This window comes from Gaiella occulta, assembly GCF_003351045.1.
Taxonomy (GTDB): Bacteria; Actinomycetota; Thermoleophilia; order Gaiellales; family Gaiellaceae; genus Gaiella; species Gaiella occulta.
The window spans coordinates 95,444-121,566 of record NZ_QQZY01000007.1 but is presented as its reverse complement, the minus strand read 5'-3'; the positions used below and the strand labels follow the sequence as shown (position 1 = coordinate 121,566).

Genomic DNA, 26,123 nt, shown 5'->3' with positions numbered 1-26,123 from the left:
GCGCCGCAGACGGCGGCGCTGGCACGGGCCGCGCCGGGCCGCTACACGACCAGCGAGACGAGCTTGCCCGGCACCACGATCTGCTTGCGCAGCTCCCTGCCGTCCAGGTGCGCCCGCACGCGCTCGGAGGCGAGCGCGAGCGCCAGCAGCTCCTCGCTCGCCGTGCCGGGCGGCACGTGCAGGCGCTCGCGCACCTTGCCGTTCACCTGCACGACGACCTCGACCGTCTCGCGCTCGAGAAGCGCCGGGTCGGCCCGCGGCCACGGCTCGTCCCACAGCCGCTCGCGGCCGAGCCGCGACCACAGCTCCTCGGCGACGTGCGGCGCGTACGGCTGGATCAGGGAGACCGCCGTCTCCGCGGCGAAGCGCGCCGCCGGGTCGTCGGGCGCGCGCCCGAGCTCGTTCACGAGCTCCATCACAGCGGCGATCGGCGTGTTGAAGACGAAGCGGCGGTCGACGTCGTCGGTCACCTTGGCGATCGTCTCGTGCGCCTTGCGGGCGAGCGGCGTCGCGGCCTCGGCCCGCTCCTTGCCGGCCTGCTCGAGCACGGCCCGCCAGAGCTTCTTCAGGAAGCGGTGCATGCCCTCGATGCCCGCGTCCTGCCACTCGATGTCCTGGTCGGCGGGGCCCATGAAGAGGATGTAGAGGCGGACGGCGTCGGCCCCGAAGCGCTCGATGTATGCGTTCGGGTCGATCACGTTGCCCTTCGACTTGGACATCTTGGCGCCGCGGTAGTGGATCATCCCCTGCGTGAAGAGGCGGGCGAACGGCTCGCGGAAGCCGACGAGCCCGATGTCGTTCATCACCTTCGTGAAGAAGCGCGCGTAGAGCAGGTGCAGGACGGCATGCTCGACGCCGCCGATGTACTGGTTGACGGGCAGCCAGTAGTCGGCGATCGCGCGGTCGAACGGCGCTCGGTCGTTGTGCGGGTCGCAGTAGCGGATGAAGTACCAGGACGAGTCGACGAACGTGTCCATCGTGTCGGTCTCGCGCCGGGCCGCCGCGCCGCACGAGGGGCACGCCGTCGCGACCCACTCCTCCGCCGCGGCGAGCGGCGAGCGGCCCTTCGGGACGTAGTCCTCGACCTCCGGCAGCACGACCGGGAGCTCGCTGTCGGGCACCGGCACGACGCCGCACGCGTCGCAGTGGACGACCGGGATCGGCGCGCCCCAGTAGCGCTGCCGCGAGAGCAGCCAGTCGCGCAGGCGGTAGCCGATCGTCGGCTCGCCGAGCCCCTGCTCGGCGAGCCAGGCGACGATCGCCTCCTTGCCCTGCGGCGCCGGCATTCCCGAGAACTGCGCCGAGTTGACGAGGCGCTCGTGCTCGGTGTGCGCGACGTACGCGCCCGGCTCCGCCTCGCCCTCGGCGGGTGCGACGACCTGCCGGATCTCGAGCCCGTACTTCTCGGCGAACGCGTGGTCGCGCTCGTCGTGCGCCGGCACGGCCATGATCGCGCCGGTGCCGTACTCCATCAGCACGTAGTCGGCGACCCAGATCGGGATCGTCTCGCCGTTGACCGGGTTGACCGCGAAGCGGCCGGTGAACACGCCGTCCTTCTCCTTCTCCTCGCGCTCGACCGCCGAGCGGGAGGCGGCGCGACGCACGTACTCGCGCACCTCGGCCTCGTGCCCGCCGCCGCGCACGAGCTCCTCGACGAGCGGGTGCTCGGGCGCCAGCACGAAGAAGGTGGCACCGAAGAGCGTGTCGGGACGGGTCGTGAAGACGGGAAGCTCCTCGCCGGAGCCCTCCACCTTGAAGACGACGCGGGCGCCCTGCGAGCGGCCGATCCAGTTGCGCTGCATCGTCAGCACGCGCTCGGGCCAGGACTCGAGCAGCTCCATCTCGTCGAGCAGCGCGTCGGCGTAGTCGGTGATCTTGAAGAACCACTGCGTGAGGCTCTTCGCCTCGACCTCGGCGCCGCAGCGCTCGCAGCGGCCGTCGACCACCTGCTCGTTGGCGAGCACGGTCTGGTCGTTCGGGCACCACTTGACCGGCGCCTCCTTGCGGTAGGCGAGGCCGCGCTCGAAGAAGCGGAGGAAGAGCCATTGCGTCCAGCGGTAGTACTCGGGCTCGCAGGTCGAGACCTCGCGGCCCCAGTCGATCGCCCAGCCCATGCGGTGCATCTGCTCGCGGATGGCGACGATGTTGCGGCGGGTGATCACGCCCGGATGCCCGCCCTCCTTGATCGCGGCGTTCTCCGACGGCAGCCCGAAGGCGTCGTAGCCCATCGGCCGCAGCACGTCGTAGCCCATGCGGCGGCGGACGTGGGTGACGACGTCGCCGAGCGTGTAGTTCTTGACGTGGCCCATGTGCAGCTCGCCGGAGGGGTAGGGCAGCATCTCGAGCACGTAGGTCTTGCGCCGATCTCGCTCGAGCTCGTCGAGGGCGGGGTTCGGGACGTGGAACGCCCGCTCGTCGGCCCAGACCCGCTGCCACTTCGCCTCGATCGTTCCCGGGTCGTAGTGCCCCGTCGTGTCGTCGCGCTCCATCGTCTCCTGCCGATTCTGCTCGGGGAACAAAAAAGCCTCTCGCAGGAGAGGCTCAGGGGGAACCGGTCGCGGCCGCGCCGCGCTCGCTCCCCGGTCTATGCAAGAAGCTGCCGCATGCAGGACGAATCGTAACAGGCAGGATAGGCGCATGCTCGACCTGCTCCCTGTCAGCGCCGCGCTCCACGGCGGCACGCTGTCGCTCGGCGGGACACCCGCCGCGGCGCTTGCCGAGCGCCACGGCACGCCGCTCGTCGTCTACTGCGCGGAGACGGTGCGCGAGCGTGCGCGCTCGCTCGCGCGAGCGGTCGGCAGCGGGCACGTCGCCTTCGGGACGAAGGCGTTCCCGAATGTGGCGCTGCTGCGCCTGCTGCGGGAGGAGGGCATCGGCGCCGACGTCGCCTCCTCGGGCGAGCTCGCGTTCGCCCGCGCCGCCGGGATGACCGGCGGCGAGATCGTCGTGCACGGCAACAACAAGGACGAGGCGTTCCTGCGCGAGGCGGGCGCGGAGGGAGCGACGGTGGTGCTCGACGCGCCCGACGAGGCGGCGCTGGCAGCCGCGGCCGGCGTCACACGGGTGCTCGTCCGCGTCACGCTCGGCGTCGACGCCGACACGCACGAGGCGATCCGAACCGGCCACCACGGCTCGAAGTTCGGCCTCCCACCCACGCAGGCGCGCGCGCTCGTCGCCGACGCGCTCGAGCGTGGCCTCGACGTGCTCGGCCTCCACATGCACGTGGGGTCGCAGCTCGTGAGCTTCGACGCGCAGGCGGAGACGATCGTGCGCCTCGCCTCGTTCGCCGCCTCGTGCCGCGACACGCTCGGCTGGAGCGCGCGGGTGGCGGATCTCGGCGGCGGCTTCGGCATCCGCCACCACCCTGACGATCGTGTCGCGGACGCGGCCGCTCTCGCCGATGCCGCCACGGCGACCGCGCGCACGGCGTTCGCCGAGGCGGCTCTGCCGGCGCCCGAGCTCTGGCTCGAGCCGGGGCGCTCGCTCGTCGGACGGGCCGGCGTCACGCTGTACCGGGTCGGAGCGGTGAAGCGGCTCGACGGCCGCACGTGGGTGGCGGTCGACGGCGGCATGTCCGACAATCCTCGGCCGCAGCTGTACGGCGCCCGCTACACGGCACTGAGCGCACAGCGGGCGGACGAGCCGGCGGACGAGGTCGTGAGCGTGGCGGGCATGCACTGCGAGTCGGGCGACGTGCTCATCGACGACGTCGCACTGCCGGCGCCGCGACGCGGCGACCTGCTCGCAGTCCCGGCGACGGGCGCCTACACGCTCGCGATGGCCTCCAACTACAACGGCGTCACGCGGCCGGCGGCCGTGCTCGTGGCGGACGGCGAGGTGCGGCTGATCCGGCGCCGGGAGACGGTGGACGACCTGCTCGAGCTGGAGCGCGGCTGAGCGCGCCTCGCGCCGCGACAGCGAGCCGGCGTGGCGCAGCCGGGCGCGGATGCGAACGCGAGCACGTGCCCGGATCTGCCAGCCGGCGCCGCAGCCGGTCCTGCTCGAAGGCACGCGCGCCCCGCCAGGTGGGAGATACGGGTTAGCATCCGCTGCGTGCTGCCCGCCGCCGACCTCTACGACCTCATCTACGGAGGGAAGGAGTACGCGCGCGAGGCGGCGCAGGTGGACGCCATCGTCCGCGACGTCACGCCGGCCGCGCGCACGCTGCTCGACGTCGGGTGTGGCACCGGCCGTCACCTCGAGCACTTCGCAGCGCGCTACGACGTCGAGGGCCTCGACGCGAGCGCGGACCTGCTGGAAGGGGCGCGCCGCCGGCTGCCCGAGGTTCCGCTGCATCTTGCCGACATGCGGTCGTTCGACCTGCAGCGGACCTTCGACGTCGTCACGTGCCTCTTCAGCGCCATCGGCTACACGCTGACGGTCGAGGCGATGCGCGCGGCGATCGCGGCCATGGCCGCGCACGTCGCCGACGGCGGCCTCCTCGTCGTCGAGCCCTGGCTGACGCCCGAGCGCTGGCGTGACGGCCACGTCTCGCTCGACGTCGCCGAGGACGACGGCGTGAAGGTGGCTCGCGCCTGCGTCTCGTCCCGGGACGGCACCGTCTCCCGCCTCGTGTTCACGTACCTCGTCGCCTCCCCCTCCGGCGCGGAGTCGTTCACGGACGTGCACGAGCTGGGGCTCTTCCCACCCGAGCCCATGATCGACGCCGTCATCGCGGCCGGCCTCGAGCCGAGCTGGGACGCGGAGGGCATCGCCGGTCGCGGGCTCCTGCTCGGCCGCCGGGCGTGACGGTCAGCGCCGCTCGTGGCGCCGGCGCAGCTCCCGCTCGACCCGATCGGGGTCGAGCCCGCGGGCGGCGAGGAGCACGTAGGAGTGGAACCAGAGGTCGGCGAGCTCCTCGACCAGCCGTTCGTCCGACTCGGCGGCTCCGGCGAGGGCAGCCTCGACACCCTCCTCGCCGACCTTCCGCGCGGCGGCCGCGGCGCCGCGCTCGAGCAGCGAGACGACGTACGAGCCCTCGGGGCGCTGCGCCGCCCGCTCGGCCACGATACGCCAGAGCCAGGGCGCGAAGCACGACTCGGCGCCCGTGTGGCAGGCCGGGCCGGCGGGCCGGACGCGCAGGAGGAGCGCGTCGCCGTCGCAGTCGTCCCGGATCTCCTCGACCGCGAGCGTCGAGCCCGAGGTCTCGCCCTTGTGCCAGTGCTCCTGGCGCGACCGGCTCCAGAACCAGGCCTCGCCGCTCTCGCGGGTGCGCCGCAGCGCCTCCTCGTCCATGTAGGCGAGCATGAGCACCCGCCCCGACGACGCGTCCTGGACGATCGCGGGCATCAGACGCGGACGTTCCATCCCATCTCCCTCAGCTCGGCTTTCAGCTCGGGCAGGCGCTCGGGCCGCTCGTGCACAATCGACGCGATCAACGCCGCCTCGGCGCCGGCATCGTACGCCTGCGCCAGGTGGATCGTCTCACCCGCGCCGCCGGAGGCGATGACCGGCACGTCGACCGCGGCGGCGACGGCGACGGTGAGCGCGAGGTCGTACCCGGCTCGCGTGCCGTCGGCGTCGATCGACGTCAGCATGAGCTCCCCCGCTCCGCGGTCGACCGCCTCGCAGGCCCAGTCGACGGCGTCGCGCCCCCGCGGCGTACGGCCTCCATGCGTGACGACCTCCCCGGCGCGCGCGTCGATCGCGACGACCACCGCCTGGGAGCCGAACTCGTCCGCCAGACCGGTGAGAATCGACGGATCGTCGAACGCCGCGCGGTTGACGGCGACCTTGTCGGCTCCGGCGCGCAGCAGCGCACGTGCATCGTCGAGCCCCGTGACGCCGCCGCCGACGGTGAACGGGATCGACAGCTCCTCGGCCGAGCGCTCGATCACCTCGAGGATCGGCCCACGGCCCTCGACCGTGGCCGTGATGTCGAGAAACACGAGCTCGTCGGCGCCCAGCTCGGAGTAGCGGGTGGCGAGCTCGACGGGATCGCCGATGTCGCGCAGGTTCACGAAGTTGACGCCCTTGACGACGCGACCGCCCGCGACGTCGAGGCAGGGAATCACACGCTTCTTGACCATGCCAGGGCGTTCTCGAGGACGCGGGCACCGGTTGCGCCGCTCCGCTCGGGGTGGAACTGGACGCCGGCGAGCGGGCCCGACTCGACGGCGGCGACGACGGCGCCGTCGTGATCGACGGTCGCAGCCGCGAGCCCCGGATCCGAGGGGACGGCGGCAAAGCTGTGGGCGAAGTAGACGTCCTGCCCGTCGACGCCCGCGAGCAAGGCCGTCTCGCGCGCCGCCTGCAGCGTGTTCCAGCCCATGTGCGGGATGCGGCGCGCGCGCAGGCGGCGCACCGGGCCGGCGAGCAGGCCGAGGCCGGCGCCGCCCTCCTCGCTCTCCTCGAACAGGATCTGCATGCCGAGACAGATGCCGAGTACCGGCCTGCCGAGGGAGACGCGCTCGCGCAGCGCATCGTCGAGGCCGACGGCGGCGAGGCCGCGCGCCGCGCTCGCGACGTGGCCGACGCCGGCGATGATCGCAAGCGGCGCCTCGCGGACGGCGGACGGGTCGATGGTGATCTCGGGCGCGGCACCGGCACGGCGCAGCGCCGAGACGACAGAGCGCAGGTTGCCGGCGCCGTAGTCGGCGAGGACGACCTTCATCGGGCGACCGTCCCGGTCGAGGCGGCCGTGGGCGTGTCCGCACGCAGCCTCATGCGGCGCCCTTCGTCGAGCGGATGCCCGCGCCGCCCGCCGCAACCGCCTGCCGCAAGGCCTGCCCGAGCGCCTTGAACGCCGCCTCGGCGACGTGGTGGTCGTCCTTGCCGGCAGCCTCGACGTGCACCGTGCAGCCCGCCTCCATCGTGAAGCGCTCGAGCGCATGCGGCAGCAGCGACAGCGCCAGGCCGCCGACCCGGTCGCCGCTGAACGTGAGCGCTATCTCCGCGTGCGGACGCCGCACGAGGTCGACTGCGGCGGTCGCGCGCGCCTCGTCCATCGGCACGACGGCGGAGCCGTAGCGGGCGACGCCCTCGCGGCCGCCGAGCGCCTGCGCGAGCGCGGTGCCGAGCGAGGCGAGCACGTCCTCGACGGTGTGATGCTCGTCGACCTCGAGGTCGCCGCCGGCAAGGCAGTCGAGGTCGAAGCCGGCATGGAAGGCCAGCAACGTGAGCAGGTGGTCGAGGAAGCCGACACCCGTGGAGACGCGGGCCCTGCCCGTGCCGTCGAGGTCGAGCGTGATCCGCAGCGCCGTCTCGGTCGTCGTCCGCAGCACCGTGGCGCCGCGCCCCGGCGCCGGCCCGGGCTGCGCGCCGAGCGCGCGCAGGAGAACGTCGTTCTCGCTCGGGCGGCGCAGCGTGACGCGGATGCCGTCGGCGAAGCGCCGCACGATCAGGCCCTGCTCCTCGAGGCGCTCGCCGAGCGGCTCGCGGCTGCGCACCAGCACGAAGTTGCCGGCCACCGGCGGAGCATCGAAGCCGGCCTCGACGAGCGCCGTCCGCACGCGCTCGCGCTCTGCGACCTCCCGCTCGACGTCGAGCCGCGGATCGCGCAGCGCGGCCGCGGCGATGCTGGCGGCCGGGCCGGCGATCGGTGCGGGCGCACGACGCGCCTCCAGGATCGCGGCCGTCTGCGGCGCCGCCACCGCATAGCCGACGCGCAACGCGGCGAGACCGAACGCCTTCGACAGCGTACGCAGCACGATCAGATTCGGCGCCTGCGAAAGCCACGGCACGACGGAGTCGCCGCCGTACTCGACGTAGGCCTCGTCCACGACGACCGCGGCGGCAGGATGCGCCCGCGCGAGCTCCACGAGCTCTTGCGCGGGCACGACCGCACCGGTGGGGTTGTTCGGATTGCAGCGCCACAGCACGCTGGCACCTTCGGCCTCTTCTCCCTGCTCTGCGCCTGCGAGCTGGGTCGCGATGCGGTAGAGGGAGTAGGTGGGCCCGACGATCGACGCCCGCCGCCCCGGCCCGAGGAACGTCCGCGCGCAGAGCAGGATCAGGTCGTCGGCTCCTGCGCCGACCACCACCTGCTCCCAGCCGACCCCCTCGCCGACGTACCCCGCGGCCGCCTCGCGCAGCTCGCGGTACCGCCCGTCCGGGTACTCGTTGAGACGGGCGAAGCTCTGCGCCAGCGGCACCTGCGGCACGGCGGGAAGCGGCGGCGTGTTCTGATCGAACTTGAGCACGTGCTCGAGCGGCACGCCGTGCCGGGCAGCGACCTCCGCCGCGCTCGACGCCCACACGTACGGCGCGAACCCGTCGGCCACCGGCATCGGCATGGGCGATCCGCCTGCGCAGCCGGCCAGCGGGGCATCACCCGGCGAAGCCGAAGCCGAAGCCGAGATCACGGGTCCAGCGCCCGCCTCCGCGGCGCGTCCGCGTCCGCGTCCTGGACCGTCATCCACGGTTTCGGGTTCATCCATGACGTCCATCTCAGCCGACTCTCCGCTCAGCCACGGCGCTCACCGGGCCCTGACCGCGTGCTCGGCGGCCGCGGCGTGCAGCGGCAGGCCCTCGACCCGTGCGATCGGGCCGATGACCGCCGCCGCGGCCGCGGCGCCCGCAGCCGAGGCCCTGACGATCTGCAGGGGCTTCAGGAACGACTCGAGACCGAGACCGCCGGAGGAGCGCGCGAGCCCGCCCGTCGGCAGCACGTGGGTCGCGCCTGCGGCGTAGTCGCCCACGACGGCGGAGCCGCCGACGAACACCGAGCCGGCGTTGCGGATGCGGGCGACGAGCGCCTCGGCATCTGCCACGTGCAGCTCGAGGTGCTCGGGCGCGAACGCCTCCGAGCGCTCCAGCGCCTCGTCCAGCGACTCCACCAGCTCGACGACGATGTTTTCATACTCGGCAACAATGATAGCGACGGCCTCGGACAGCGCACGATCGGTCGTGAGCAGCAGCGCCTCGCTGTCGGGGCCGTGCTCGGCCTGCGCGAGCAGGTCGGCGGCGCACGCCGCCGGATCCGCGCCCCCGTCGGCGATCACGACCACCTCGCTCGGGCCTGCGGGAAGATCGATCCCGACGCGGCTCGAGACGAGCAGCTTCGCGGCGGTGACGTAGGCGCTGCCGGGGCCGACGATCTTGTCGACGGCCGCGATCGTGTCCGTGCCGTAGGCGAGAGCCGCCACGGCCTGGGCGCCGCCGACCGCGTACACCTCGTCGAGGCCGAGCTCGCGGGCGACGGCGAGGATCGCCTCGTCGGGGTTCGGCGTCACGACGGCGATCCGCCGCACCCCCGCCACCTGAGCTGGCACGGCCGTCATCACGAGCGACGAGGGAAGCGGAGAGCGGCCGCTGGGAACGCACACGCCGACGGCGTCGAGCGGCACCCAGCGCCGCTCCGAGACGATGCCCGGGGCCGCCTCGACAGACGTGTCACTCGGCCGCTGGGCCTCGCTGAAGGCCCGCACGGAGCCGATCATCCGCCGCAGCGCGTCGCGCACGTCATGGGGCACGGATGCTGCCGCGATGCGCTCGCACGGCACCCGGATCCCGTCCGGGCGCGGCCCGTCGAAGCGCTCCGTCCACTCGAGCAGCGCCGTGTCGCCGCGGTCTCGCACGTCCGCGACGATCGGCGCAACGGCGGCGATCGCCTCGTCGAGCCCCGCACCCCTCACGGGACGAGCCTCTCGATCGGGAGCACGAGGATGGACGAGGCCCCCGCCTCGCGCAGAGCCGGGAGCAGCGACCACACGTCGTCGGCATCGACGGCTGCGTGCACCGCGATCGCGCCCTCGTCGGCGAGCGTCAGCACCGTCGGCGCGCCCATGCTCGGCAGCACGGCGCGGATCGCGGGCAACGTCTCGACGTTCGCGTTCATCATCACGTACCGCCGCCTGCGGGCGGCGACGACGCCCGAGAGCATGAGCTCGAGCCGTTCGACGAGGTCGCGCTGCTCGACGACCGCGCCGCGGCCGCCGATGAGGACGGCCTGCGAGGAGAGCAGCTTCCCGATCAGGCGCAGGCCGTTCGCGCTCGCGGTGGAGCCGGTCGAGACGAGATCGACGATCGCATCCGCGAGGCCGAGCCGTGGTGTCGCCTCGACCGACCCGGAGACGGGCACGAGCTCGGCCGACACGCCTCTCTCCTCCAGCAGGAGCCGCGTCGACACGGGATAGGCCGTGGCGACGCGCAGCCGGTCCAGGTCCTCGATCGCCGTCGGCGGGGCGTCGTCGGGCACGGCGGCCTGAAGCGTGCAGCGCGCGAAGCCGAGCTCGGAGAGGGTGACGACGTCGGCCTGCGCCTCGACGACGAGGTTCGCTCCCGTGATGCCGAGGTGGACGACGCCGTCCTGGACGTACTCGGGGATGTCGCTCGGCCGCACGAGCAGGAGGTCGACGGGCGCGTTGGCGCACGGCACGACGAGCGAGCGCTCGGTCGTCTCGAACGAGAGGCCCGCGTCGGCGCACAGCTTCAGCGCCGGCTCGGACATCCTTCCCTTGGCGGGCACGGCGAGCGTGAGCCTGCCGTTCTCGCCGGCCCGCGTGAACGTCGCGCTCATACGCGGCCCTTGCGGTTGACGCGGTCGAGGGCGACGCGGTAGCCACCCGTGCCGTGCCTGAGCCACTGGGCCACGCGCGTCACCGTCGCCGTCGACGTGGGCACGCGGTCGGCGATCTCGACGTACGGCACGCCCTCGTCGAGAAGGCGCGCCGTCTGCCAGCGATGCGCGAGCGCCTGCAACTCGGGTAGCGTGCAGAGATCGCGGAGGAAGCGCGTCACCTCCTCGTCGCTGCGCAGGGTGCGCAGCGCGGCGGCGAGCTCGTCGAGGCCGGCGACCGGCTCGACTGCGTGCTCCGCGGCGGGAGCGGATGTCGATCGCGTCTGCGTCATCACCCTCACATGATAGCATGTTAGCGTGCTAACACATCAGTTCGAAGTGATCCCTGCGATCGACGTGCTCGAGGGCCGCGCCGTCCGGCTTGCCCAGGGGCGCCGCGAGGCGGTCACGATCGAGGGCGGAGATCCGGTCGATCTCGCGCGCCGCTTCGCCTCCGAGGGCGCGACCCGGCTTCATCTCGTCGATCTCGACGGCGCCTTCTCGGGCACGCCGACGCTCGACCTCGTAGCCCGCGTCGCCCAGGCAGGAGGCCTGCCGCTCCAGGTCGGCGGCGGCTACCGCTCCGCCGCCTCGATCGAGGCGGCACTCGACGCTGGCGCAGACCGCGTCATGGTGGGCACCGCCGCGCTCTCGCCGTCGTTCCTCGAAGAGGCTGCGACCCGCTTCGGGGAGGCGCTCGTCGTCGCGATCGACGTCCGCGACGGCAGCGTCGCCGTCGACGGGTGGACGCGGGCCTCGGAGATCACCGCGGCGGAGCTCGCGCGGCGCTGCGCGCAGGCGGGAGTCGCGCGGCTGCTCGTGACGAGCGCCTCGCGCGACGGGTCGCTCGCCGGGCCCGACCTCGGCCTGCTCGCCGAGGTGCTGCCGTGCGGCGTGCCGGTGCTCGCGGCGGGCGGGATCGCGTCGGTCGCCGACCTCGTCGCCGTCCGCGCAGCCGGATGCGAGGGAGCCGTGGCCGGAAGCGCGCTCCTGCGCGGTCGCTTCACGCTCGCCGAGGCGCGCGAGGCCACCGCCGGCATGTAGGCCTCGGCGCGCGGACCCGGCTCATCCCGCCGTGGGCACCGCGCCTTTCCCCGGCGGCGCCCGGGCGGCGAGGCCGTCCGCGTCACGACCAGGCCTCGCTCGAGGGCGGCTCGATCGTCGCCGCCGAGACGCGCGCCCGCGTGGAGCACCCGGTAGCGCAACGGCGCCATCTCCGGCGCCCCGATCACCTCGACGAGCCCGTTCAGTCGACCTCCCGCGGATGCGCAGGACGAGGACGACCCCGTCCGCCGCGCCGCGAGAGCGCTTCGCTCGTGCGCCGTCTCCAGACGTTCGACCCGAAACGGGCGCGCGAAGCGCGCCCGTTCAGGAGCATGTCGCCCGGCTGCGCCGCAGCCGGGCGACATGCAGCAAGCATCGAGTGCGGCGTCTCGCAACAAGGCTTTCCGGTGGAATGGTGCGAGACGCCGCACTAGCGCGCGCGGGCCCCGACGAGCCCCGGCCGCACGAGCCGCGGCGGCGCCTTCAGCCCCGACTCGCGCACCGGCGGGTTGAGAGGCTCGGCGAGCGGCTCCGCTCCGAACGAGCGCCGCACCTGCTCCTGCGGCGGCACGCCGTAGGTCGTCGTCCGCTGGCGCGGCACGCGGCCGGCGGAGCGGATCAGCGCCTCCATCTGCTCGGGCGGCAGCTCCTGCCCCCACTCCGAGCCGGCCGCGCGCGAGATCGACTCGTTCATGAGCGTGCCGCCGAGGTCGTTGACGCCCGCGGCGAGCGCCTGGCGCACGCCGTCCGGCCCGAGCTTGACCCACGAGACCTGGACGTTCGTGATCAGCGGGTGCAGGGCGAGCCGCGCAACCGCGTGCACGAGCAGCACCTCGCCGAAGGTCGGCCCGCGGCGCGCGCGGCCCTTGAGGAACATCGGCGCCTCCATCGGCACGAACGGCAGCGGCACGAACTCGGTGAAGCCGCCGCTGTGCTGCTGCTGCTCCCGCGCCCGCAACAGGTGGCGGGCCCAGTGCACGGGCCGCTCGACGTGCCCCATCATCATCGTCACGTTCGAGCGCAGCCCGACGCGATGAGCGGCGTCGTGCACCTCGAGCCACTGGTCGGTGCAGACCTTGTCCGGACAGATGAGCGCCCGCACCTCGTCGTCGAGGATCTCCGCCGCCGTACCCGGTAGCGAGCCGAGGCCGAGGTCGCGCAGCCGGGCGAGGTAGTCGTCGAGCGAGACCCCGAGCGTCGCGGCTCCCTGCCAGACCTCGAGCGCCGAAAAGGCATGTACGTGGATCTCGGGCACGGCCGCCTTGATCGCCGCGACGACCTCCGCGTAGTAGTCGCCCGTGAAGGCCGGGTGGATGCCGCCCTGCAGGCACACCTCGGTCGCGCCACGCGCCCACGCCTCCTGCGCGCGGCGCACGATCTCCTCCATCGGCACGAGGTATGCGGGCCCGCGCAGGTTCTCCGCGAGCTTGCCCTTCGAGAACGCGCAGAAGCCGCATTTGAAGTAACAGACGTTCGTGTACTGGATGTTGCGGGTGACGACGTAGGAGACCTCGTCGCCGCACACCTCGCGCCGCAGCCGGTCGGCGGCGGCGAAGACGCGCTCGCGCTCGCTGCCGCGGGCCGAGAAGAGCCGCACGAGCTCCGCCTCGCCGAGCTCCTCGCCGGCGAGCTCGAGCGGCGGCGCGTCGCGGCGGACGAGGAACGGGACGGCGACCGGCTCACCGGGCGCCCAACGATCCTCGCGGGCGAGGCCGAGCGCGTCGGAGGCCCGTCGCACGGCCGGCTGCAGCGCCGGGTCGACCCAGCGCTCGAGGTCGGCGACGTACTCGGGGTAGAGCGGCAGCCGCGGCACGAGCTCGAGGCCGCGCGAGGCGGTCGCCTCGCGCAGGCGGTCGATCGCCGGCCACGGCGCCTCGGGGTTGACGTGGTCGATCGTGACGGGCGAGACGCCGCCCCAGTCGTCGATGCCGGCGTCGAGCAGGAGCGGGAAGTCGTCGTAGGCGAGGTTCGGCGGCGCCTGCACGTGCCAGCAGGGCCCGAGCAGGATCCGCGCGACGGCGACCGACCACAGGTGCTCCTCCATCGTCGCGTCGGGATGGCCCGCCATGCGGGTGCCCGGCTTGGCGCGGAAGTTCTGGACGATCACCTCGCCCACGTGGCCGAGCTCCGCGCCGAGCCGCTTCAACGCGAGAAGAGCGTCGATCCGCTCCTCGCGGGTCTCGCCGATGCCGATCAGGATGCCGCTCGTGAACGGCACCGCGAGCTCCCCGGCGAGCCGGATCGTCTCGAGCCGCCGCGCCGGCACCTTGTCGGGCGAGGCCCAGTGCGGCCCGCCCCTCCGCGACAGCCGCTCGGAGACGGTCTCGAGCATGATCCCCATCGACGCCGAGACCGGTCGCAGCATCGAGATCTCGTCGCGCGTCATCACGCCCGGATTGAGGTGCGGCAGCAGCCCGGTCTCGTCGAGCACGAGCCGCGCGCAGCGGGCGAGGTAGTCGAGCGTCGTCGCGCAGCCGAGGGCGGCGAGCTCCTCGCGCGCGCTCCTGTAGCGCAGCTCGGGCTTGTCGCCGAGCGTGAACAGCGCCTCGGTGCAGCCCGCGGCGGCTCCCGCGCGCGCCACCGCGAGCACCTCGTCCTCGGTCATGAACGCCCGCTCGCCCCGGCGCGGCGGCCGTGCGAACGTGCAGTAGCCGCACACGTCGCGACAGAGGGTCGTGAGGGGGACGAAGACCTTGGGCGAGTAGGTGACGAGCGGGCCGGCACGCAGGCGGCGCGCCTCGGCGAGGAGGTCGTCCAGGGGTGCGCTGAGCAGCTCGGAGACGAGATCGGTCATCGGTGACGTGGTGTCGCCGGGCGGTCTCCTCGCGCCGGAGACGGAAGCATACGCGAACCCGCGGCGGCGCAGCCGGGCACGTGTTCGTTCGCGGCGGCCGCGGCGCTCCCCGCGCTACGAGACCCGGTACCCCCAGAGCCCGCCGAAGGACTTCCACGAGCCCTTCTGCCAGCGCCGCAGCAGCATCTGCTCGATCGGGTAGTGATCCGCGCCGGCGGTCTTCAACGCGATGCCCGGCAGCAGGAACGGGTTGCCCGGAGCGTCGAGGTTGTCGACCGCCTTCAGCAGCGAGGCGCGCGTGAGATCCTTGCCCGCCCGCTTGAGCGCCTCGACGGTCGTCCAGGCGACCGCCATGCCGTAGACGTGGTCGACGTCGTCGATGCTCGCGCCGGGCGCGTAGCGCTTCATGATCAGGCGGTACTGCCTGATCGCCCTGTCGTTCTTCCACGACGGGTCGGTCGGGTCCTTGACGAAGACGATCGAGACGGTGCCCTCGACGATCCTGTTCGACCCGCTCGCGGACGCGAGCCGCATGGTGTCCGCGTCCGAGGAGGCGGCACTGGCGATCACCCGCTTCGGCTTCCAGCCGAGCTTGTCGGCGAGCGCGTAGGCCTCCCTCGCGAACGTCGGCGTCGCGAAGATCGCGAGGGTGTCGGCACCCGACGACTTCAGCTTCGCGATCTGCGGGCCCACGTCGGAGGCGGTCACCTCGTAGGGCTGCGCCGCCACCACCTTCACGCGCGAGCGCCGGATGCCCTTCTTGAGGCCGCCGAGCAGATCCCTGCCGTCGTCGTCGCTCTGGAACAGGACGGCGATCTTCGCCCCCGGCGCGGTGCGCGCCAGATACTTGCCGTACACCCAGCCCTCGGCCTCGGAGCTCGGCTGGAAGCCGGTCGTGTACGGGTACTGCGCGTAGTCGCGGCCCCACGTCGTCGCGCCGGAGGCGACGAACAGCTGCGGCACCTTCTGGGCGTTGAGGTAGTCGCGCACCGCGAGGTTCTGCGCGCTGCCGAACGAGTTGAAGACCGCGAACACCCTGTCCTGCTCGACGAGCCGGCGCGTCGCCTGCGCGCTCTGCGCCGGGTCGGAGGCGTCGTCGAGAACCTCGTAGACGATCTTGCGGCCGTGCACGCCGCCCGTCGCGTTCACGTACCTGAAGTACGCTTCCGCTCCGCGCGCCACCGCCGCGTGCGCGGAGGCCGGGCCGGACAGCGGCGACGTGCCGCCGAGCAGGATCGACGTGGACGTGACGCCCGGGTCGCCTGCGCTCCGCGCCGTGCCGGCCGGCGCGGCCGTGACGCCGAGGGCAAGCGCGGCGGCGAGCGCGAGGCACGTGAGCGCCGGCTTCCTGCTCATCGGGGTGGATCTCCTTTGGTTCGCAGCGGATCCGACGTCGTCGGCGCGGTGGGAAGGCGGTCGACCGTCCCGCCGGATCGTAGCCCCGGCGTGTTAGGAGATCGTGGCGAAACCGTGAGCGTCCGCGCTCACCCGCGACGCGCTGCGCGCAACGCACCGACTCGCGCGAGCAATCCCGAGAATCCCCCCGGCAGCACCAGCATGACGACGATGAGGATCACGCCGTAGACGACCGCGGGCGCACCCGGCGAGTTGGACACGCTCTGCGCCCACAGGGGCAGGAACTGGATGAACACGGCACCGGCGACCAGCCCCGTGAGCGATCCGAGCCCGCCGACGACGACGCCGACGAGCAGGAAGATCGACAGCGAGATGGGGAACGTGTCGGGGTTGACGAACGTCGTCGCGATCGCGAACAGGGCTCCGGCGGCACCGGCGTACGCCGCGCCGACCGTGGACGCGAGCGTCTTGTAGCGGGCCAGGCTGACACCCGACGAGGCGGCCGCCGTCTCGCTGTCCCGCACGGCCCTGAACGCACGCCCGGTGCGCCCGCGCAGGAGCAGCCATGCGAGGACGTACCCGACGAGAGCGAGCGACCAGGACAGGTAGTAGAGCCAGTTGTTGAAGTCGAGCGAGACGCCGAGCAGCTTCACGGGGGTGAGCGAGGCCGTCAGCTCGGGCGTTCCGAACAGGTTGATGCCGGAGCCTCCGCCGGTGAAGCCCTCGAACTTCTTGATCACCGCGGGCGTCGCGACGGCGATCGCAAACGTTGCCAGCGCGAGGTAGAGGCCGCTCAGCCGCAGGGCGGGGATGCCGAACAGGAAGCCGGCCGCCCCGGCGACGGCGACGGCCGCGGGGATCGTCCACACGTCCTTGACCCCGTGGTCGGCCATCAGGATCGCCGTCGTGTAGCCGCCGACGGCCATGAAGGCTCCGTGCCCGAGCGAGATCTGGCCCGTGTAGCCCGTGAGAACGTTGAGGCCCGTGAGCGAGATCACGTAGATGGCGACGTAGGCGAACTGCTGCGCGCGGAAGTCGCTCAGGAACGCGGGCAGCACGAAGACGGCGGCTGCGAGGCCGGCAAAGAGGGCCGGCGTGCGGACGGTGGAGCCGCGCATCAGACCTTCCTCACCTCCCGCCGCCCGAAGATCCCGGCGGGCCGCAGCAGGAGCACGGCGAGGATCACGAGGAGAGCGGCGGGCAGGCGCAGATCCGCGCCCACGAAGTCGATGTACGCGCCGAGCAGGTTGAGCCCGACACCGAGCAGCAGGCCGCCGACGACGGCGCCCACGGGCGAGTCGATGCCGCCGAGCACCGCGGCGGCGAACGCGTAGATGAGGATCGCCTGCATCATGTTCGGGTCGAGGAAGACGCTCGGGGCGGTGAGCATGCCCGCGACCGCGCCGAGCACCGCCGCGAGGCCCCAGCCGAGGCCGAGCATCAGGGGCACGCGCACGCCGACGAGTCGCGCCTCGTTCGGGTTGACGGCGGCGGCGCGCATCGCAAGCCCCACCTTCGTGAACTGGAACAGCGCCCACAGCGCGACGACGGTTCCGATCGAGACGGCGAAGGTGCCGATGTCCTGGATCGAGATCGCGACCCCCGCCACGTCGAGCGTGCGCGTCGGGAACGGGCTCTGCACCGACCGCACCTCGCCCGTCCAGATCCACGTCATCGCGCCGTTGATCGCGAGCAGCAGCCCGATCGTGACGATCACGACGCGGATCTGCGATCCGCGCTCGACCGGGCGGATCACGGCCTGATGGATGCCGATCCCGCCCGCGAACGAGACGAGCAGCGCGACGGCGAACGCGGGCCAGTACGACCAGCCGTGGTTCGTCGTCAGCGTCCATGCGATGTAGGTCGAGAACGTCGCCATCTCGCCCTGCGCGAAGTTGATCACGCCGGTGGCCCGGTGGATGAGCACGATCGCGAGCGCGAGCGAGCCGTAGACACCGCCGGAGGCGAGCCCCGACACGACCTGCTGGAAGAAGTCAGACATCGCCCACCGTCAATACCCCAGGTAGCTCCGACGCACGACCTCGTCCTCGCGCAGGTCGGCGCTCGCCCCCGACACCGCCACCCGTCCCACCTCGAGCACGTATGCGGAGGCGGCTGTCTCGAGCGCGATGCGCGCGTCCTGCTCGACGACGAGCACCGCCAGCCCTTCCTTCTCGTTCAGCTCGCGCACGAGGCGGAAGATCTCGCGTACGACGAGCGGGGCGAGCCCGAGCGAGGGCTCGTCGAGCATGAGCAGCCGCGGCCGGCTCATCAGCGCCCTGGCGAGCGCGAGCATCTGCTGCTCGCCGCCGGAGAGCGTGCCTGCGCGCTGGCCGCCGCGCTCGTGGATCCAGGGGAAGTAGCCGGCCATGCGCTCGATGTCGGCCCTGAGGCCACGGTCGCGGCGCGTGTAGGCGCCGATGCGGAGGTTCTCGGTCACGGTGAGGTCGACGAACGTCCCCCGCCCCTCGGGCACGTGGGCGATGCCGAGCTTCGCCGTCGCCTCCGGGCCGCCGTGCAGAGGCTTCCCGGCAAAGAGGATCTCCCCGCTGCGCCGGACCGTGCCCGACACGGCCCGCAACGTCGTCGTCTTGCCGGCGCCGTTGGCGCCGAGCACCGCGACGATCGCCCCCTCGGGCACCTCGAGCGACACGCCGCGCAGCGCCTGCACGGGCCCGTAGCGCGCCTCGACGTCCCGCAGCTCGAGCAGCGCGCTCACGCCGCCGTCTCCTGGTCGCCGCCCAGGTAGGCCTCGATCACGTCCGGGTTCGCGCGCACCTCGTCGGGGGTGCCGCCGGCGATCCTGCGCCCGAAGCTGAGCACGTTGACGTGGTCGGAGATGCGCATCACGAGGCTCATGTGGTGCTCTACGAGGAGCACGGTGAGATCGTGGTCTCGGCGCAGGCCCAGGATGAAGTCGCCGAGCTCCTCGACCTCCTCGTGATTGAGGCCGCCCGCCGGCTCGTCCAGCAGCAGCAGCCGCGGCCTCGCGATCAGCGCGCGCGCGAGCTCGACGCGCTTCTGCACGCCGTACGGGAGTGCCGCCGCCGGCATCGAGGCGCGGTCGGCGAGGCCGACGTACTCGAGCATCGCGAGCGCATCGCCCGCGCCGACCGAGCGGCCGCGCGTGTGCGCGCCGACGAGCACGTTCTCGAGCACCGACATGGAGCGGAACAGGTTGATGTTCTGGAAGGTGCGCGCGATGCCCCGCTCGACGATGCGGTGCGGCGGCGTCTGCAAGAGGGAGCGCCCGTCGAGCTCGAGCTCGCCCTCGTCGGGCGCGTAGAGGCGGGTGACGACGTTGAAGAGCGTCGTCTTGCCGGCGCCGTTGGGCCCGATGAGACCGGAGATCTGGCCCCGCTCGACGTCGAACGAGACGCCGTCGAGTGCGACGATGCCCCCGAAGCGCACCGTGATACCGCGGACGGAGAGCAGTGTGGCACCCATCTGAAATGGGGACCCTACTGTGCCGCGCGGCCCCGGTGAAGCGCATCCGCTCCGTTGCGCTCGCGCCGTGGCCCCGACCCTCCACCCGACGGCGCGCACGGTGCGGGAGCGGCTGCTGCGGACGATCGACGACTCGCTCCACCGCTTCGAGCGCGTCTGGTGCGCGGCGGGGACGCCACATGCCGTGTTCGACGGAGTCGCCGAGCTGACGGCGGCCGTCGCACCCTGAGCTGGACGGAGGGCTCGCTCTCGCCTTCGCCGCAGACTACGATCGCGTTCGTGGATCTCCGCGACACACCCGACGAGGCCCGCTTCCGCGCCGAGCTGCGCGACTGGCTCGCGGCGAGCCTGCCGGACGGGCTGCGTGGCCACCGGGGCGGCGCGGCGCGCTTCGAGGGCGAGGCCGTCAGGGAGTGGAGCCGAGCGCTCTACGAGGCCGGCTACGCGGGTCTGACCTGGCCGAAGGAGTACGGAGGCGGCGGTTGCCCGTACAGCTACCAGGCGATCTTCCTGGAGGAGATGGCGCGCGCCGAGGCGCCGCACCACCTCGGCGTGATCGGGCTCGGCATGGCCGGGCCGACGATCATCGCGCACGGCAGCGAGGCACAGAAGGCGCGGCACCTGTCGCGGATCCTCTCGGCCGACGAGATCTGGTGCCAGGGCTTTTCGGAGCCGGGGGCGGGATCGGATCTGTCTGCCGTGCGCACGAGCGCCCGGCTCGAGGCAGATCGCTTCGTCGTCGACGGCCAGAAGGTGTGGTCGTCGTTCGCGCACATCGCCGACTGGTGCCTCCTGCTCACCCGCAGCGACCCGGGCTCGGAGCGCCACGCGGGCCTCACCTACCTGATCGTCGACATGCGCAGCCCCGGCGTCGAGGTGCGGCCGCTGCGGCAGATGACCGGCGAGGCGGAGTTCAACGAGATCTTCTTCAGCGCCGTCGAGGTGCCGGTCGAGAACGTGCTCGGCGAGGTGGGCGGGGGCTGGCAGGTGGCGATGACGACGCTGCTGCACGAGCGGGGCACGCTCGGCTTCGCGCTCACCGCGGCGCTCGAGGTCGCGGTGCGCAAGCTGATCGAGCTCGCACAGGATCGCGGAGCGACGGCGACGCAGCGCGACGCGATCGCGCGCGAATGGATCGAGCTGCAGGGGCTGCGCTTCACCGCCTACCGCTCGCTGTCGGCGCTGATGAAGACCGGCGTGCCCGGGCCGGAAGGGTCGATCCTGAAGCTGCAGTGGTCGGAGGCGAACCAGCGGCTCGGCAAGCTCGCGCTCGAGCTGCTCGCGCAGGATGCGCAGCTGCTCGCCGACAACGCGCCCTACGGCGGCTACTGGCAGCATCACCAGCTACGCAGCCGCGGCAACACGATCGAGGCGGGCACCTCGGAGATCCTCCGCAACATCGTCGCCGAGCGCGTGCTCGGGCTGCCGAGGTCGCGCTAATGGACTTCGCCTTCACGCCGGAGCAGGACGAGCTTCGCTCCCAGGCGCGCAGCTTCCTGGCGGCGCATCCGGAGCCGTCCTGGGCGGAGCTGGCCGGGCTCGGCTGGACGGGCGTCTCGGTGCCGGAGGAGCTCGGCGGCGCGGGCCTCGGCTTCCTCGAGGAGGCCGTCCTCGTGGAGGAGATGGGCCGCGCGCTCACGCACGCACCCTTCTGGTCGACGGTGGCGGTCGTGCTCCCCGCGCTGCCGCCCGAGCTGCAGGCGCAGGTGGCGGCGGGCGAGGCGAGCTGGACGCTCGCGCTCGGGCCGCTCGTGCCGGATCTGGACACGGCGACGCGGATCGCCGTCGTCGGCGGCGACTCGATCTGGGAGCTCGACGGCGCCGGGCGCGAGATGCTGCAGACGAACGACGCCACGCGCCCGCTCGGCGTCGTCACGGGCGGCTCCGCCGGCCGCCGGCTCGCCGGCTCGGAGCTGCTTCCCCGCATGCGGACGCGGTCGCGCGCGGCGCTCGCGCTCGAGGCGTGCGGCGTCGGCGCACGCGCGCTCGAGCTGGCCGTCGCCTACGCGAAGGAGCGCGAGCAGTTCGGACGGCCGATCGGCGTCTACCAGGCGATCTCGCACCCCCTCGCCACCACCTACATGGAGCTCGAGCTGGCGCGCTCGCTGGCGCTGTGGGCCGCCTGGTGCATCGCCGTGGACGACCCGCAGGCGGGACTCGCGGCCGCCGCCGCCAAGGCGCAGTGCGCCGAGGCGGCCGTCGCCGCCTGCGAGCGCTCGATCCAGGCGCACGGCGGCATCGGCTTCACCTGGGAGCACGTGCTGCACCGGCTGTACAAGCGGGCGTTGTGGATCCAGTCGTGGGACGCGTCGGGCGCGCAGCTGCGCTCCGAGGTCGCCGCCCGGCTGCTCGACGGAGAAGGAGAGTGACGTGGACGGACTGATCATGGACTACCAGCTCAACGTGCCGGCGATCCTGCGCCGGGGCGAGCAGCTCTACGGAGACAAGGAGATCGTCAGCCGCCTCCCCGACAAGTCCTGGCACACCTACACCTACGCCGACTTCGCGCGCCGCACCAAGCAGCTCGCGCTCGCGCTGCGCGACGAGCTCGGCCTGCGCGACGGCGACCGGGTCGGCACCTTCTGCTGGAACCACCACGAGCACCTCGAGACCTACATCGGCGCCCCCGTCGCCGGGCTCGTCACGCACACGCTCAACCTGCGCCTCCACGCCGACGACCTCACCTACATCGCCTCCCACGCGGGCGACCGCGTGCTGATCGCCGACAAGGTGCTGTGGCCGCTCGTCGAGACGTTCACGGACCGGGTCGGCTTCGAGCACGTCGTCGCCGTGGGCGACGGCCCGACGCCGGACGGCGCGCTCGACTTCGAGGAGCTGCTCGCGACCGCGGACGCGGACGACTTCGCATACCGCGACATCGACGAGCGCGCCGCTGCGGCGATGTGCTACACGAGCGGGACGACCGGCCGGCCGAAGGGCGTCCTCTACTCCCACCGCGCGATCGCGATCCACTCGCTCGCGTCCACGCAGTCGAGCACGCTCGGCATCGGCGAGGACGACAGCGTGCTTCCCGTCGTGCCGATGTTCCACGCCAACGCATGGGGCTTCCCGTTCACCTGCACGCTCGTCGGCTCGAAGCAGGTGTTCCCCGGCCCCCACCTCGACCCGCAGTCGCTCCTCGACGCGTTCGTCGAGCAGGAGGTGACGGTGACGGCGGGCGTGCCCACGATCTGGATGGGGATCCTGCAGGCGCTCGACGCGCGCCCGGACGGATGGGACCTGTCACGGCTCCGTGCCATGATCGTCGGCGGCTCGGCCGCGCCGCGGTCGATGATCGAGGGCTTCGAGCGCCGCCACGGCATCCACGTCACGCACGCCTGGGGGATGACCGAGATGGCCCCGCTGGGCACGATCTCCGAGCTCTCGAGCCGCGAGCGGGCGCTGCCGGAGGACGAGCAGTTCGCCTACCGCGCCAAGCAGGGCCTTCCCGCCCCGTTCGTCGAGATCCGCGCGCGCGGCGGTGACGGCCTCGTGCCGTGGGACGGCGCCACGATGGGCGAGCTCGAGGTGCGCGGCGCCTGGATCGCGTCGTCCTACTACGAGGCGCCCGACGCCCGCGACCGCTGGACGGACGACGGCTGGTTCAAGACCGGGGACATCGTCACGATCGAGCCCAACGGCTACATCGAGATCCAGGATCGCTCGAAGGACCTCGTCAAGTCCGGCGGCGAGTGGATCTCGACGGTCGCGCTCGAGAACGCGCTGATGGGCCATCCGGCCGTGCTCGAGGCGGCGGTGATCGCCGTCCCCGACGAGAAGTGGGCGGAGCGTCCGCTCGGCGTCGTCGTGCTGCGCGAGGGCGCGAGCGCGACCCCGGACGAGCTCCGCGACTTCCTCGCCCCCCACTTCGCGAAGTGGTGGCTGCCGGAGCGCTTCGAGTTCGTGGACGAGATCCCGAAGACCGCCGTCGGGAAGTTCCGCAAGACGGCGCTGCGCGAGCGGTTCGCAACCGCCGGCGCGGCCGAGAACCGCTAGAGGGAGGCAGATGGGAACGTTCATCAGCAGCGAGCAGGACGGCGCCGTCGCCGTCGTCACGATCGACAATCCGCCGATGAACGCGCTCTCGTCGGCGCTGCTGGACGAGCTCGAGGCGGAGCTCGACCGGCTCGACACCGACCCGGCGACGCGCGCGATCGTGCTGAGAGGAGGCGGCGAGCGGGCGTTCGTCGCCGGTGCCGACATCAAGGAGTTCCCGGCGCTGCGCGAGCAGGCTGCGGGCGAGTCCGGGCCGGCGCGCGGGCTGCTGAAGCTCGGGCACCGGATGGACGCGGCCCACACGCCGTTCGTCGCGGCGATCCAGGGCTACTGTCTCGGCGGCGGGCTCGAGCTTGCGATGTGCTGCGACGTGCGCGTCTGCGCCGACGACGCGAAGCTCGGACAGCCGGAGATCAAGCTGGGCCTGATCCCGGGCGGCGGCGGCACGCAGCGCCTGCCACGTCTGGTCGGCTGCGGCCGCGCCATGCTGCTCAACCTCGGCGGCGAGTTCATCGATGCCGCGACCGCGTACGAGTGGGGCCTCGTCGAGAAGGTCGTGCCGGCCGCGGAGGTCGTCGCCGCCGCGACCGGCCTGGCCGCGACGTTCGCCGCCCGCTCGCCGCACGCGGTTTCGGTGCTGCGCGAGCTGGCGCGATCGACGCGCGACCTGCCGCTCGAGGAGGGGCTGCGCCGCGAGGCGGACGCCTTCCGGCGCTGCCTCGCGAGCGAGGACGGCCGCGAGGGCGTCGCGGCGTTCATCGAGAAGCGCGAGCCCACGTTCAGCGGCCGGTGAGGGCGATCGTCCTCGAGCAGGTCGGCGCACCCGAGGTGCTCGTCCTGCGCGACGTGCCGGAGCCGGCGCCGGCCGAGGGAGAGGTCGCCGTCTCGGTGCGCGCGGCCGCGATCAACTACGCCGACGCGCTGATCCGCCGCGGGCAGTATCCGCAGCCGCCGCCGCTGCCGTGGATCCCCGGAGTCGAGGTGGCAGGCGAGACGGCCGACGGGCGCCGGGTGATCGGCCTGCTGCCACCCGGCGCGGGCGGCGGCTACGCCGAGCGCACGACGGTGGACGAACGCTGGCTGTTCGACCTGCCGGCAGGCGCGTCGTTCGAGGAGGGGGCCGCGTTCCTGCTCTGCTTCCTCACCGCGTGGATCCCGCTCACGCGCCAGGCCGACGTGCGGCCGGGGACACGCGTGCTCGTGCACGCCGCAGCCGGAGGCGTCGGCAGCGCGGCCGTGCAGGCGGCGCGCGCGCTCGGCGCCGAGGTGGTGGCGACCGCCGGCAGCGAGGAGAAGCTCGAGCTGCCCCGCTCGCTGGGAGCCGTGCAGGCGGTCACCTACGATCGGCTGACGGAGATCGACCCGGTCGACGTCGTGCTCGACCCCGTCGGCGGGCAGCTGTTCGCCGACTCGGTCGGGTTGCTGCGACCGCTCGGCGTCGTCATCGGCGCCGGCTTCGCCGGCGGGCCGTGGCCGCAGCTCGACCCGGCCCGGCTCGTCGGGCGCAACGTCGGCGTGCAGGGCTTCTACCTCGGCCGGCTGATGCGCTTCCGCCCCGAGCTCGTGCACGCCGCGGCGGAGGACGTGCTGCGGCTGTGGGAGGCGGAGCTCGTCGCTCCGGTCGTCGGCGCCTCGTTCCCGCTCGAGCAGGCGGTCGATGCCCACCGCCTCATCGACGATCGCCGCTCGACGGGGAAGGTCGTGCTGCTCCCGTGAAGGCGATCGTCACCGGCGGCGCGTCGGGTCTCGGGGCGGCGACGGTCGCCCGTCTGCGCGCCGCCGGCATGGACGTCGAGGTGCTCGATCTCGTGCACGGGTTCGACGTCTCGGAGCCTTCTCACTGGGACGACGTGGGGCCGGTCGACGTCGCATGCCTGAACGCCGGCGTGCTCGGCGGCCCGCCCGACCCGGCCGAGATCACGCTCGAGGGTTACCGGCGGGCGTTGCGCGTGAACGTGGACGGTGTCGTGCTAGGCGTCCGGCGCCTGGCCCGGGTCATGCCGGCGGGCGGCCGCATCGTCGCCACGGCGTCACTGGCCGGGCTGACGGCGATGCCGGACGACCCCGTCTACGCGGCGACCAAGCACGCCGTCGTCGGCTTCGTGCGCAGCGTGGCGCCGTCGCTCGCCGCCCGCGGGATAGCGGTCAACGCCGTCTGCCCCGGCATCGCCGACACCCCGATGGTGGCGGGCGCGATCCGCAAGGCGCTCGACGCCGCCGGCTTCCCGCTCGTCCCGGCGGCCGCCGTGGCCGACGCGGTCTGGCTCGCGCTCGAGTCGGGCGAGAGCGGCCACGCATGGGTGGTGCAGCCCGGACGGCCGCCGGTCGACTTCCGTTTCCCGAACGTGCCCGGTGTGCGCACGCCGGACGGCGCATCGCTCGCACCGCCGCCGCTCGCCTCGTGAGCGCGTCGCTCAGCCCCGCCGTCGCCTACGTGCTCCTGTTCGGTCTCGTCGCCGGGGAGTCGGCCGGCCTTCTCCTCCCCGGCGAGACGGCGCTGATCACGGCAAGCGTGCTCGCCGGGAGCGGGCGCCTGCAGATCGCGGCCGTGATCGCGGTCGCCGCCACCGCGGCCGTCACCGGCGACAACGTCGGGTTCGCCGGCGGGCGCTACGGCGGCCGCCGTCTGCTCGAGAGCCCTCGCGTGCCCTTCGCCCACCACCGGGCGCGGTGGCTCGACCGCGGTGACGCGTTCTTCGCGCGCCACGGCGGCAAGGCGGTGGCGCTCGGACGCTTCGTCATCGGCGTCCGCGTGGTCGTCGCCTGGGTGGCGGGGATCAACGGCATGCCGTGGCGCGCGTTCGCCGTCTGGAATCTCGTCGGCGGCGTGGTGTGGGCGACCGTGACGGGACTGCTCGCGTACTGGTTCGGCACCGTGATCGCGCGCGACCTCAAGCTCGCGGGCGCCGTCGCGCTCGCGCTCGCGCTCGTGGCCCTCCCCGCCTACGTGCTCTGGCGCCGGCGCGCGCGGCCGTAGCGTGCGGGCGC

The 26,123-nt window shown here is 73.0% G+C and carries 25 protein-coding genes; 11 read left to right on the top strand and 14 right to left on the bottom strand.

Going from position 1 to position 26,123, the window contains the following annotated elements; all coding sequences use genetic code 11:
- Positions 1–41: 41 nt before the first annotated feature.
- Positions 42–2,489 carry a leucine--tRNA ligase gene (gene leuS / locus Gocc_RS13265; RefSeq protein ID WP_114797048.1) on the bottom strand — a complete coding sequence of 816 codons (2,448 nt, stop codon included), beginning with the start codon at positions 2,487–2,489 and terminating at the stop codon, positions 42–44.
- A gap of 148 nt (positions 2,490–2,637) precedes the next feature.
- Here leuS and lysA point away from each other — a divergent pair, with 148 nt between their 5' ends.
- Both lysA and Gocc_RS13255 read left to right on the top strand, forming a co-directional pair.
- Positions 2,638–3,897 (top strand): diaminopimelate decarboxylase, encoded by a 1,260-nt coding sequence (gene lysA, locus Gocc_RS13260; protein ID WP_220150624.1) that lies wholly within the window; start codon positions 2,638–2,640, stop codon positions 3,895–3,897.
- A 156-nt stretch (positions 3,898–4,053) separates the two neighbouring features.
- Positions 4,054–4,749 (top strand): class I SAM-dependent methyltransferase, encoded by a 696-nt coding sequence (locus Gocc_RS13255; RefSeq protein ID WP_181813674.1) that lies wholly within the window; start codon positions 4,054–4,056, stop codon positions 4,747–4,749.
- A gap of 3 nt (positions 4,750–4,752) precedes the next feature.
- On the opposite strand, the gene hisIE is transcribed toward Gocc_RS13255, so the two are convergent.
- The 7 genes from hisIE to Gocc_RS13220 all read right to left on the bottom strand — a co-directional run bounded on the left by hisIE (position 4,753) and on the right by Gocc_RS13220 (position 10,791).
- Positions 4,753–5,289, bottom strand: coding sequence for a bifunctional phosphoribosyl-AMP cyclohydrolase/phosphoribosyl-ATP diphosphatase HisIE (gene hisIE / locus Gocc_RS13250; protein WP_220150623.1), 537 nt, complete (start codon positions 5,287–5,289; stop codon positions 4,753–4,755).
- Positions 5,289–6,029 (bottom strand): imidazole glycerol phosphate synthase subunit HisF, encoded by a 741-nt coding sequence (gene hisF / locus Gocc_RS13245; RefSeq protein WP_114797045.1) that lies wholly within the window; start codon positions 6,027–6,029, stop codon positions 5,289–5,291. The genes hisIE and hisF overlap by 1 nt, the downstream gene beginning before the upstream one ends.
- A complete protein-coding gene (gene hisH / locus Gocc_RS13240) occupies positions 6,011–6,613 on the bottom strand; it encodes an imidazole glycerol phosphate synthase subunit HisH (RefSeq protein ID WP_114797044.1) in 603 nt (200 codons plus the stop codon). Before hisH ends, hisF begins: the two co-directional genes overlap by 19 nt.
- Positions 6,614–6,662: 49 nt before the next feature.
- A complete protein-coding gene (locus tag Gocc_RS13235) occupies positions 6,663–8,234 on the bottom strand; it encodes an aminotransferase class I/II-fold pyridoxal phosphate-dependent enzyme (RefSeq protein ID WP_181813673.1) in 1,572 nt (523 codons plus the stop codon).
- Positions 8,235–8,417: 183 nt separating this feature from the next.
- Positions 8,418–9,575: a histidinol dehydrogenase gene (hisD, locus tag Gocc_RS13230; RefSeq protein ID WP_181813672.1), complete on the bottom strand. Its 1,158-nt coding sequence runs from the start codon at positions 9,573–9,575 to the stop codon at positions 8,418–8,420.
- Positions 9,572–10,459 carry an ATP phosphoribosyltransferase gene (hisG, locus tag Gocc_RS13225; protein ID WP_114797041.1) on the bottom strand — a complete coding sequence of 296 codons (888 nt, stop codon included), beginning with the start codon at positions 10,457–10,459 and terminating at the stop codon, positions 9,572–9,574. The genes hisD and hisG overlap by 4 nt, the downstream gene beginning before the upstream one ends.
- Entirely contained in the window at positions 10,456–10,791 is a 336-nt protein-coding gene (locus Gocc_RS13220; protein ID WP_114797040.1) for a YerC/YecD family TrpR-related protein, read from the bottom strand. The genes hisG and Gocc_RS13220 overlap by 4 nt, the downstream gene beginning before the upstream one ends.
- 25 nt (positions 10,792–10,816) lie before the next feature.
- On the opposite strand from Gocc_RS13220, the gene Gocc_RS13215 reads away from it, so the two are divergent.
- Complete coding sequence (locus Gocc_RS13215; protein WP_114797039.1) at positions 10,817–11,542, top strand: 1-(5-phosphoribosyl)-5-[(5-phosphoribosylamino)methylideneamino]imidazole-4-carboxamide isomerase; 726 nt, start codon at positions 10,817–10,819, stop codon at positions 11,540–11,542.
- A 430-nt stretch (positions 11,543–11,972) separates the two neighbouring features.
- Here Gocc_RS13215 and cofH read toward each other — a convergent pair whose 3' ends face one another.
- The 6 genes from cofH to Gocc_RS13185 form a co-directional block, all read right to left on the bottom strand.
- Entirely contained in the window at positions 11,973–14,336 is a 2,364-nt protein-coding gene (cofH, locus tag Gocc_RS13210; RefSeq protein WP_114797038.1) for a 5-amino-6-(D-ribitylamino)uracil--L-tyrosine 4-hydroxyphenyl transferase CofH, read from the bottom strand.
- Between the two features lie 114 nt (positions 14,337–14,450).
- On the bottom strand, positions 14,451–15,692 hold the full coding sequence (locus tag Gocc_RS13205) for an ABC transporter substrate-binding protein (RefSeq protein WP_114797037.1): 1,242 nt from the start codon (positions 15,690–15,692) through the stop codon (positions 14,451–14,453).
- A gap of 128 nt (positions 15,693–15,820) precedes the next feature.
- Positions 15,821–16,810 (bottom strand): branched-chain amino acid ABC transporter permease, encoded by a 990-nt coding sequence (locus Gocc_RS13200; protein WP_114797036.1) that lies wholly within the window; start codon positions 16,808–16,810, stop codon positions 15,821–15,823.
- Positions 16,810–17,694 carry a branched-chain amino acid ABC transporter permease gene (locus tag Gocc_RS13195; RefSeq protein WP_114797035.1) on the bottom strand — a complete coding sequence of 295 codons (885 nt, stop codon included), beginning with the start codon at positions 17,692–17,694 and terminating at the stop codon, positions 16,810–16,812. The genes Gocc_RS13200 and Gocc_RS13195 overlap by 1 nt, the downstream gene beginning before the upstream one ends.
- A 9-nt stretch (positions 17,695–17,703) precedes the next feature.
- On the bottom strand, positions 17,704–18,411 hold the full coding sequence (locus Gocc_RS13190) for an ABC transporter ATP-binding protein (protein ID WP_114797034.1): 708 nt from the start codon (positions 18,409–18,411) through the stop codon (positions 17,704–17,706).
- Positions 18,408–19,139: an ABC transporter ATP-binding protein gene (locus tag Gocc_RS13185; RefSeq protein WP_114797033.1), complete on the bottom strand. Its 732-nt coding sequence runs from the start codon at positions 19,137–19,139 to the stop codon at positions 18,408–18,410. Before Gocc_RS13185 ends, Gocc_RS13190 begins: the two co-directional genes overlap by 4 nt.
- A 67-nt stretch (positions 19,140–19,206) precedes the next feature.
- Here Gocc_RS13185 and Gocc_RS16330 point away from each other — a divergent pair, with 67 nt between their 5' ends.
- From Gocc_RS16330 to Gocc_RS13150, 8 genes are read left to right on the top strand one after another with little or no spacing between them, the layout of a single operon-like run.
- Positions 19,207–19,368, top strand: coding sequence for a hypothetical protein (locus Gocc_RS16330; protein WP_181813671.1), 162 nt, complete (start codon positions 19,207–19,209; stop codon positions 19,366–19,368).
- Positions 19,369–19,418: 50 nt separating this feature from the next.
- A complete protein-coding gene (locus Gocc_RS13180; RefSeq protein WP_114797032.1) occupies positions 19,419–20,579 on the top strand; it encodes an acyl-CoA dehydrogenase family protein in 1,161 nt (386 codons plus the stop codon).
- Positions 20,579–21,508, top strand: a complete 930-nt coding sequence (locus tag Gocc_RS13175; RefSeq protein ID WP_114797031.1) for an acyl-CoA dehydrogenase family protein — start codon at positions 20,579–20,581, stop codon at positions 21,506–21,508. Before Gocc_RS13180 ends, Gocc_RS13175 begins: the two co-directional genes overlap by 1 nt.
- Position 21,509: 1 nt before the next feature.
- Entirely contained in the window at positions 21,510–23,135 is a 1,626-nt protein-coding gene (locus tag Gocc_RS13170; protein ID WP_114797030.1) for a long-chain fatty acid--CoA ligase, read from the top strand.
- Positions 23,136–23,145: 10 nt separating this feature from the next.
- Complete coding sequence (locus tag Gocc_RS13165) at positions 23,146–23,928, top strand: enoyl-CoA hydratase-related protein (RefSeq protein WP_114797029.1); 783 nt, start codon at positions 23,146–23,148, stop codon at positions 23,926–23,928.
- Positions 23,925–24,851, top strand: a complete 927-nt coding sequence (locus Gocc_RS13160; RefSeq protein WP_181813670.1) for a quinone oxidoreductase family protein — start codon at positions 23,925–23,927, stop codon at positions 24,849–24,851. Before Gocc_RS13165 ends, Gocc_RS13160 begins: the two co-directional genes overlap by 4 nt.
- Complete coding sequence (locus tag Gocc_RS13155; protein ID WP_220150622.1) at positions 24,848–25,540, top strand: SDR family NAD(P)-dependent oxidoreductase; 693 nt, start codon at positions 24,848–24,850, stop codon at positions 25,538–25,540. Before Gocc_RS13160 ends, Gocc_RS13155 begins: the two co-directional genes overlap by 4 nt.
- Complete coding sequence (locus Gocc_RS13150) at positions 25,537–26,112, top strand: DedA family protein (protein WP_181813669.1); 576 nt, start codon at positions 25,537–25,539, stop codon at positions 26,110–26,112. Before Gocc_RS13155 ends, Gocc_RS13150 begins: the two co-directional genes overlap by 4 nt.
- Positions 26,113–26,123: the final 11 nt, after the last annotated feature.

Excerpts from the sequence above, each read along its gene's own strand:
- leuS (WP_114797048.1), bottom strand. The coding sequence starts at position 2,489 with ATGGAGCGCGACGACACGACGGGGCACTACGACCCGGGAACGATCGAG.
- lysA (WP_220150624.1), top strand. The coding sequence starts at position 2,638 with ATGCTCGACCTGCTCCCTGTCAGCGCCGCGCTCCACGGCGGCACGCTG.
- hisIE (WP_220150623.1), bottom strand. The coding sequence starts at position 5,289 with ATGCCCGCGATCGTCCAGGACGCGTCGTCGGGGCGGGTGCTCATGCTC.
- hisF (WP_114797045.1), bottom strand. The coding sequence starts at position 6,029 with ATGGTCAAGAAGCGTGTGATTCCCTGCCTCGACGTCGCGGGCGGTCGC.
- hisH (WP_114797044.1), bottom strand. The coding sequence starts at position 6,613 with ATGAAGGTCGTCCTCGCCGACTACGGCGCCGGCAACCTGCGCTCTGTC.
- Gocc_RS13235 (WP_181813673.1), bottom strand. The coding sequence starts at position 8,234 with ATGCCGATGCCGGTGGCCGACGGGTTCGCGCCGTACGTGTGGGCGTCG.
- hisG (WP_114797041.1), bottom strand. The coding sequence starts at position 10,459 with ATGAGCGCGACGTTCACGCGGGCCGGCGAGAACGGCAGGCTCACGCTC.
- Gocc_RS13220 (WP_114797040.1), bottom strand. The coding sequence starts at position 10,791 with ATGACGCAGACGCGATCGACATCCGCTCCCGCCGCGGAGCACGCAGTC.
- cofH (WP_114797038.1), bottom strand. The coding sequence starts at position 14,336 with ATGACCGATCTCGTCTCCGAGCTGCTCAGCGCACCCCTGGACGACCTC.
- Gocc_RS13205 (WP_114797037.1), bottom strand. The coding sequence starts at position 15,692 with ATGAGCAGGAAGCCGGCGCTCACGTGCCTCGCGCTCGCCGCCGCGCTT.
- Gocc_RS13200 (WP_114797036.1), bottom strand. The coding sequence starts at position 16,810 with ATGCGCGGCTCCACCGTCCGCACGCCGGCCCTCTTTGCCGGCCTCGCA.
- Gocc_RS13195 (WP_114797035.1), bottom strand. The coding sequence starts at position 17,694 with ATGTCTGACTTCTTCCAGCAGGTCGTGTCGGGGCTCGCCTCCGGCGGT.
- Gocc_RS13185 (WP_114797033.1), bottom strand. The coding sequence starts at position 19,139 with ATGGGTGCCACACTGCTCTCCGTCCGCGGTATCACGGTGCGCTTCGGG.
- Gocc_RS13175 (WP_114797031.1), top strand. The coding sequence starts at position 20,579 with ATGGACTTCGCCTTCACGCCGGAGCAGGACGAGCTTCGCTCCCAGGCG.
- Gocc_RS13165 (WP_114797029.1), top strand. The coding sequence starts at position 23,146 with ATGGGAACGTTCATCAGCAGCGAGCAGGACGGCGCCGTCGCCGTCGTC.